This window comes from Microbacterium sp. Kw_RZR3 (assembly GCF_029222405.1).
Classification (GTDB): domain Bacteria; phylum Actinomycetota; class Actinomycetes; order Actinomycetales; family Microbacteriaceae; genus Microbacterium.
The window spans coordinates 1-7,410 of sequence record NZ_JARHXC010000047.1 but is presented as its reverse complement, the minus strand read 5'-3'; the positions used below and the strand labels follow the sequence as shown (position 1 = coordinate 7,410).

At 68.0% G+C, this 7,410-nt stretch carries 8 protein-coding genes; 4 read left to right on the top strand and 4 right to left on the bottom strand.

Annotated elements, in window-relative coordinates:
• Nucleotides 1–14: 14 nt before the first annotated feature.
• Nucleotides 15–683, bottom strand: coding sequence for a fasciclin domain-containing protein (locus P2P98_RS02120; RefSeq protein ID WP_275796735.1), 669 nt, complete (start codon nucleotides 681–683; stop codon nucleotides 15–17).
• Nucleotides 684–1,001: 318 nt separating this feature from the next.
• Between P2P98_RS02120 and sigK the strand changes: the two genes are divergently transcribed.
• The 4 genes from sigK (at nucleotide 1,002) to P2P98_RS02100 (ending at nucleotide 4,319) form a co-directional block, all read left to right on the top strand.
• Nucleotides 1,002–1,592, top strand: a complete 591-nt coding sequence (gene sigK / locus P2P98_RS02115; protein ID WP_275796733.1) for an ECF RNA polymerase sigma factor SigK — start codon at nucleotides 1,002–1,004, stop codon at nucleotides 1,590–1,592.
• Nucleotides 1,589–2,386 (top strand): anti-sigma factor, encoded by a 798-nt coding sequence (locus P2P98_RS02110; protein ID WP_275796731.1) that lies wholly within the window; start codon nucleotides 1,589–1,591, stop codon nucleotides 2,384–2,386. Before sigK ends, P2P98_RS02110 begins: the two co-directional genes overlap by 4 nt.
• 98 nt (nucleotides 2,387–2,484) lie before the next feature.
• Complete coding sequence (locus P2P98_RS02105) at nucleotides 2,485–3,123, top strand: hypothetical protein (protein WP_058597412.1); 639 nt, start codon at nucleotides 2,485–2,487, stop codon at nucleotides 3,121–3,123.
• 311 nt (nucleotides 3,124–3,434) lie between these two features.
• Nucleotides 3,435–4,319 carry an aminodeoxychorismate lyase gene (locus P2P98_RS02100; protein WP_275796728.1) on the top strand — a complete coding sequence of 295 codons (885 nt, stop codon included), beginning with the start codon at nucleotides 3,435–3,437 and terminating at the stop codon, nucleotides 4,317–4,319.
• Between the two features lie 94 nt (nucleotides 4,320–4,413).
• On the opposite strand, the gene pstB is transcribed toward P2P98_RS02100, so the two are convergent.
• The 3 genes from pstB to pstC are packed head-to-tail and all read right to left on the bottom strand — an operon-like array spanning nucleotide 4,414 to nucleotide 7,318.
• The gene (gene pstB / locus P2P98_RS02095) at nucleotides 4,414–5,193 is read right to left on the bottom strand and encodes a phosphate ABC transporter ATP-binding protein PstB (protein WP_275796726.1); all 780 of its coding nucleotides are present in this window, start codon (nucleotides 5,191–5,193) and stop codon (nucleotides 4,414–4,416) included.
• Nucleotides 5,194–5,213: 20 nt separating this feature from the next.
• Nucleotides 5,214–6,302 carry a phosphate ABC transporter permease PstA gene (pstA, locus tag P2P98_RS02090; RefSeq protein ID WP_275796724.1) on the bottom strand — a complete coding sequence of 363 codons (1,089 nt, stop codon included), beginning with the start codon at nucleotides 6,300–6,302 and terminating at the stop codon, nucleotides 5,214–5,216.
• Complete coding sequence (gene pstC / locus P2P98_RS02085) at nucleotides 6,299–7,318, bottom strand: phosphate ABC transporter permease subunit PstC (protein ID WP_275796722.1); 1,020 nt, start codon at nucleotides 7,316–7,318, stop codon at nucleotides 6,299–6,301. Before pstC ends, pstA begins: the two co-directional genes overlap by 4 nt.
• Nucleotides 7,319–7,410: the final 92 nt, after the last annotated feature.

Sequence of the window (7,410 nt, the reverse complement as noted above, 5' to 3'; positions counted from 1 at the left end):
ACGCACGCGAGGACTTACGCCGGGGGCATCAGCACCGTGTCGATGAGGTACACGGTCGCGTTGGCGGTCTTCACGCCACCGCAGATCACCTTGGCGTCGTTGACCATGAGGTTGTCGCCCGAGCCCGAGACGGTGACGTCCTGGCCCTCGACCGTGGCGTGGGTGCCGTCGATCTCGGACGGGCTGAGCTGACCGGCGACCACGTGGTACGTGAGGATCTTGCTCAGGGTCGCGCTGTCGGTCTTGAGGCCGTCGACGGTCGCGGCGGGGATCTTGGCGAACGCGTCGTCGACCGGAGCGAACACGGTGAACTCTCCGCCGTTGAGCGTGTCGACCAGGTTCACGTCGGGGTTCAGCTGGCCGCTGACGGCGGCGGTGAGCGTCTTCAGCAGCGGGTTGTTCGAGGCGGCGGTCGCGACCGGGTCAGCGGCCATGCCTTCGACCGAACCGGCGCCCGAGGGGACGGCGGCGGCGTAGTCGGCGCAACCGGGGCCGACGAGGTCGGACGCTGCGTCCATCGAGCCCGAGGAGGCCGAGGGCGACGCTGCCATCGAGGGGGCGCTGCTGGTCTCTTCGCTCATGGAACCACCCGAGGTGGTGCCACCCGAGCAGGCGGTGAGAGCGAAGGCCGAGCCCAGAACGAGGGCGAGACCGGCAACGACAGGCTTCTTGTTGATGAGCATGACATTCCTCCGAAATCGTTCGGACCACTTTCGCGATCCGTCAGGGACACCCTGGTGCGGGTGGTTCGCCGTGGAGCGGCTTACACGGGGTCTTCGGGGCCCCCGGGGGATCGGATTGGCGCCGAGACGGAATTTCTCCTCGAGTACGCGGCGACCGGATGGAAAACCCCAGGTGAGAGGCGCGGAAATATTCTCGGGAATATTTTCTGATCCGCTCGTGGGGAGGTCGATCCCAGCGCATAACGGTTCCGTACCCGATGTCTCGACGCGCGGACACCCGGTCGGGTCGCGTCCTCGACGTACGAGAGGATGGATGCCATGGTGATCGACGGCTTCGACCTGCCCGACGAGGGCTCGGATCGCGTCGACCACGTGGGCGATCTCATCCAGCGTGTCGCGACGGGCGACCGCGACGCATTCGCGGAACTGTACGACGCCCTGTCGCCCCGGGCGTTCGGTCTCATCCTGCGTGTGCTCGTCGACCGGGCGCAGAGTGAAGAAGTCCTTCAAGAGGTCTTCCTGGAGGTGTGGCAATCCGCCGCGCGTTTCACTCCGAAGAGAGGACAGGGAAGGTCGTGGGTTCTCACGATCGCACACCGCAGGGCGGTGGATCGCGTGCGGTCCGCGCAATCCAGTGTCGATCGAGATGTGCGCGCGGGCTTCCGCGATATCGACGTTGCCTATGACAACGTCTCCGAAAAAGTCGAGATGAAGATCGAGGGGCGACGCGTCGTCGATGCATTGGCGGCGCTTCCCGAGGCCCAGAAAGAAGCGCTCACGTTGGCCTACTTCGGTGGATACAGCCAGAGTGAGATCGCTACTCTCGTCGGTGCGCCCCTCGGGACGATCAAGACGAGAATGCGTGACGGCCTGTCGCGTTTGAGGATGGAAATGGGGGTGGACAAGTGAACGAGAGGGAATTCGCCGACCTCGCAGCCGGTCACGCGCTGAACGCGCTATCCGACGCTGACGAACGCGCGTACCAGGAGGCGCTTGCGAGCAATCCCCATTGGGAGTCGCACGTCCGCGACGCGGCCGAGGCGATCGCCGCCCTGAGTGCGGTCGTCGAGCCCGTCGACCCGCCGCCGTCGGTGCGCGCCTCCCTCATGGCTCGTATCGCCGACCTTCCTCAGCAACCCGTCGCGCCGGCCACCACCCCCGAGGTCGCCCGCGACGACGAGGACTACGCGGCGGCAGGTCCCGCGCCGGTGATTCCGGATGCCACTTCCTCGCGCCCCGCGAGCTGGGGCCGTCGTCGCTGGTTCACGCTCGCGGCATCCATCGTCGCCGTTCTGGTCCTCGGCTTCGGGGCGGCGTCGCTCGGTCAGTACCTCACGCGCCCCGCGGCCGTCGTCGCCCTGCAGCAGATCGAGAGCGCGCCCGACGCACGGTCCGCCTCGGTGTCGATGCCGGACGGGGGCTCCGCGACCGCGCACTGGTCGGCTTCGACCGGGCAGAGCGTGCTCGTGACAGACGGCATGCCGGCGCTCAGCGACGACCAGACCTACGAACTGTGGTTCGTGCGGGGCGAGACGCCGATCGCCGCGGGCATTTTTGAGACGGATGCCGAGGGTCGGGCGACGGCGATGCTCGAGGGAGAATTCCACTCGGGCGACGTCATCGCGGTGACGGTCGAACCGGCGGGCGGATCGCCCGACGGGACGCCGAGCTCCGCGCCGGTCGTGGCGGTCGCCACCGCGTGAGGCTGCTCGAGCGAGGTCCCTGAGCCTCGCGACGGAGGTCCCTGAGCTTGTCGAAGGGACCGGACCCCCGTCCCCGGCTGACCGCCTAGCCTGGAACGATGAGCGATTCGCCGCGCGAGTTCCACAAGCCGATCCGACGCCCCGCCGAACTGTTCGACCGCCTCTTCGCCGCCGACGACCCCGCCGAGGTCTCGCGCGTCGCGCACAGCACCGCTCACGCTCTCCTCGCGCGCGTCCGCGCGGATCCGAGCGTCGACATCGTCGAGCGTCTCGTCGCGTTCACCGACGATCACGGCATCGACGACATCGCCGAGCTGTGGTCGCGGTCACCCGCGCGCTCCCTCCCGGGGGCACTGTGGCGTCTCTACCTGCTGCAGCTCATGATCCACGACGATGCGGCGACGGCGGCCCTGCTGTACGAGCGAGGACGGGTCGAGATGGCGACGGTCGACCCCGTCGTGGTCGGCGCACCCGCACCCGCCGGCCCCGAGGAACTCGTGCAGTTGATCGACACGATCCTCAGGGGACTGTTCGAGGGCGATTTCGCCGTGGCGCTGGACCGCGCCGCCGCGTTCTGCCGAGTCCAGGCGTCGGGGTCGACGCATCTCGCCGACGACTACGAGAACACCGAGTCGGAGCGGGCTTCGGCGTTGACCACGCGGGCGCTTCGGCTGTCGACGTACGCCGAAGATCTGTCAGCGGCCGCGGCGCTGTGGCGGCGGGATGCGCTGACCTGAGGGTGCTCCCGGCCCCTTCGACAAGCTCAGGGACCTCGCGTGAGCGGGCGGCCTCGCGGGAGCCGTGCCTGGCGTGGAGCCGGTGGCTGAGCTTGTCGAAGCCACCCGCGGGAGGAACACACCGCAGAAAAGAAAAGTGCCGGACCGCAGAACGCCTCTCGGCGCATGGCCGCTCAAAGCGGCAGAAGATGGAGCCCGGGGTTACTGCGGCCCGGCATGAAAAGTGTAACAAGCGTCAGCCGCCGACATTCCCTCCGAAGGCCCCGTTGACACGACCCGGGCGTGTCGTAGCCCGAGCGTAGGCTCGCTCCATGGCTTTACGTTTCGCCCTCATGATCGACCCCGTGGCATCCGATGATCGACGCGAGAGCTTCGACGACGCCTTCACCGTGGTCGACCCGCTCGGTCCTGCGCTGCCCCTCGGCGAGCTGAGCGCGCAGCGCGGCGACGGCGTCTTCGAGTCACTCGGTGTGGTCGACGGGCACGCTCAAGTGGTCGGTCCGCACCTGGATCGGCTCGCGCATTCCGCGCACCTGCTCGACCTTCCGGCTCCGAACGCGGCGCAGTGGCGGGCGGCGATCGCGCGCGTCGCCGCCGAAGCCGGGCCGGGGGAGAGCGTGATCAAGCTCATTCTCAGCCGGGGCGTCGAGGAGGGGGCGTCGCCGACCGCGTGGGTCACCCTCGCCACCGCGCCCGAGAACACGCGCGCGCGCACCGAAGGGGTGCGCGTCGTCACCCTCGATCGCGGTTACCAGCTCGATGTCCCCGGGCGCGCGCCGTGGCTGCTGCTCGGGGCGAAGACCCTCTCTTACGCGGTCAACATGGCCGCGATCCGCGAGGCGAAGCGGCGGGGAGCCGACGACGCCGTGTTCGTGACGACCGACGGTTACGTGCTCGAGGCGCCCACGGCATCCGTCATCCTCCGCTCCGGGAACAGGTTCGTCACGCCCGAGCCGGCCGCCGGAATCCTGCACGGGACCACGCAGCGAAGCCTGTTCACCCACCTCGCGCAGCGCGGCTTCTCGACCGTGTACGAGCCGGTGCTCCTGAGCGACCTCAGAGCCGCGGATGCCGCGTGGTTGCTGTCGAGCGTCCGCCTGGCCGCGCCGATCTCGGCGGTCGACGGCGTCGAGAAGACCGTCGATCGCGATCTGACCGACGAGTTGAACGCTTACCTGCTCTCGCCGCGCGACTGACGCCCGAATCGCCCCCGAACCGGCTTGCCCTGGGACGTCCGGCCTCGTAAACGACGATGGCCCCGCCGAAGCGGGGCCATCGCACGACGCGGGCTTATCCGAAGCGTCCCGAGACGTAGTCCTCGGTCGCCTGGACGGTCGGGGCGGTGAAGATCGCCGAGGTGTCGTTGTACTCGATGAGCTTTCCGGGCTTGCCGGTTCCGGCGATGTTGAAGAACGCCGTCTTGTCGCTCACGCGCGAGGCCTGCTGCATGTTGTGCGTCACGATCACGATCGTGTACTCGCTCTTCAGCTCGCCGATCAGCTCCTCGATCGCGAAGGTCGAGATGGGGTCGAGGGCCGAGCACGGCTCGTCCATCAGCAGCACGTCGGGCGAAACGGCGATCGCGCGGGCGATGCACAGGCGCTGCTGCTGACCACCGGAAAGGCCGCCGCCCGGCTTGTCGAGGCGGTCCTTGACCTCGTTCCAGAGGTTGGCGCCCTGCAGCGACTTCTCGACGAGGGCGTCGGCGTCGCTCTTGGACATGCGCTTGTCGTTGAGCTTCGCGCCGGCCAGGACGTTCTCGCGGATCGACATCGTCGGGAAGGGGTTCGGACGCTGGAAGACCATGCCGACGTGACGGCGCACGAGCACCGGATCGACCCCGGGGCCGTACAGGTCGTCGCCGTCGATCAGCACGCGGCCCTTGACGTGTCCGCCGGGGATGACCTCGTGCATGCGGTTCAGCGTGCGCAGGAACGTGGACTTTCCGCAGCCCGAGGGGCCGATGAAGGCGGTGACCGAACGCGGCTCGATGTCGATCGAGACGCCCTCGACCGCGAGGAAGTCGCTGTAGTAGACGTTGAGGTCCTGGACCTCGATGCTCTTGGACATGGGGGTGTGCCTTTCCGCGCTCAGCGGGACTTCGGTGCGAACAGAGCCGCGACGATCCGGGCGATCAGGTTGAAGATGACGACGAGGACGACGAGGAGGAAAGCCGCGCCCCAGGCGTTGGCCTGAGAGGCGTCGATGTCTTGCCCGGGGAAGCTGTACGCGGTGTACGCCATGACCGGCAGGGTCTGCATCGGACCCTCGAAGGGGTTGGAGTTGAAGTTGTCGGTGAAGCTGGCGGCGATGAAGATCGGTGCCGTCTCACCCACGACGCGCGCCACGGCCAGCACGACACCGGTGATGATGCCCGAGGCCGCCGTCCGCAGCACGACCTTGACGATCGTCGCCGAGCGGGGGACGCCGAGGGCGAGCGACGCTTCGCGCAGGTCGGCCGGCACCAGGCGCAGCATCTCTTCGGTCGAGCGGATGACGATGGGGATCATCAGCACGCACAGGGCGATGGATGCCGAGAACCCGCTGAACGCCTTCGGACCCACGATGAGGCTGAACAGCGAGAACGCGAACAGACCCGCGACGATCGAGGGGATGCCGGTCATCACATCGACGAGGAAGGTGATCGTGCGACGCAGCGGGTTGGTCGGCAGCGCGTACTCGACGAGGTAGACGGCCGCGAGGACGCCGACGGGGACGGAGATGAGCGCGGCGATCCCCGTGATGATCAGGGTGCCGGTGATGGCCTGCCACGCACCGGCGGTCGCGACGACCTCGAGGGTGTTCGGATCGAAGGAGCTTCCGCCGACCTGGGTGATGAACTGCAGGTTCACCACGGCGAGTCCCTTGGAGATCACCGTCCACAGGGTCGACACGAGCGGTGCGAGGGCGAGAAGGAACGCGGCGGTGACCAGCCCGCGGACGATGCGGTCCACGGCCTTGCGACGGTTCTCGACGATCGCGGAGCCGACGCCGATCGCGATCAGGTAGATCACGGCGGTCAGGATGAGCCAGACCGCGAGGTTGAAGCCCCCGAAGAGGAGCTGCACCGCGGCGATGACGACGGCGACGCCGACGAGCAGCGCGGGTTCGATGAACCGCGGAAGCTGGCCGCTGGTGAGGGCCAGGGGAGCCGAGGACGGGACGGCGGAGGCGGTCACGAGCGCTTTCCTCTCTTGCGGCCCTTCGCACCTGGTCCCGTCGCCGAGATGATGTAGCGCGCGAGCATGTTGACCGCGAGCGACACGACGAAGAGCATGAGGCCCGTGCCGATGAGCGCGGAGCGCTGCAGGTCGGTCGCGATCGGGAAGTTCAGGGCGATGTTGGCGGCGATGGTCTGGGAGTTGTAGCCGTCGGTGAGCAGGAGCACTGAGTAGATGAGGCTCGGCGAGATGATCAGGGCGATGGCCATGGTCTCGCCGAGGGCACGGCCGAGACCGAGCAGCGTCGCCGAGACCATGCCGCTGCGCGCGTAGGGGAAGACCGCCAGGCGGATCATCTCCCAGCGCGTGGCACCGAGGGCGAGAGCGGCTTCCTCGTGCAGGCGCGGGGTCTGCAGGAAGATCTCCCGGGTGATCGAGGTCACGATCGGCAGGATCATGACCGCGAGCACGACGCCACCGGTGAACATCGTGGAGCCGGTGGTCGACACGGGGCCCTGGAAGAGCGGGATCCAGCCGAGGTACTCGTTGAGGAACTGGCTCACCGGCAGCAGGAGCGGGCGCATCACGATGATGCCCCAGAGGCCGAAGACGATCGAGGGCACCGCGGCCAGCAGGTCGACGATGTAGCCGAGCGCCCCGGCGATCTTGCGGGGTGCGTAGTGCGAGATGAACAGCGCGATGCCGATGGCGACGGGGGTTCCGATCACCATCGCGATGAGCGCCGCCCAAATGCTGCCGAAGAGCAGCGGACCGACGTACTCCCAGAAGCTCGACCAGTTGCGGTTCTGGTAGCCGGCGAGGTCGCCCTCGCTCCAGTTCGCCGTGATGGCCGGGAGGCCCCGGATGATCAGGAAGATGGCCACACCGGCGAGGATGACCATGATCGACACGGCGGCCGTGGTCGACAGGCCGAGGAAGACGGTGTCGCCGACGCGACGCTTCCCGACGATGCTGGCTTTCGGGGTGCTCGGTGTCGCGGCGTCGGTCGCGGCGTCACTCACGGTGTCAGTCACGGGGGACCTCATGCTCGGCACGGATCAAGGGGTGCTCCTCGGTCGGGTTCTCTCTGAGGATGTTCGGCTCAGCGGAACGGTCGATGCGGAAT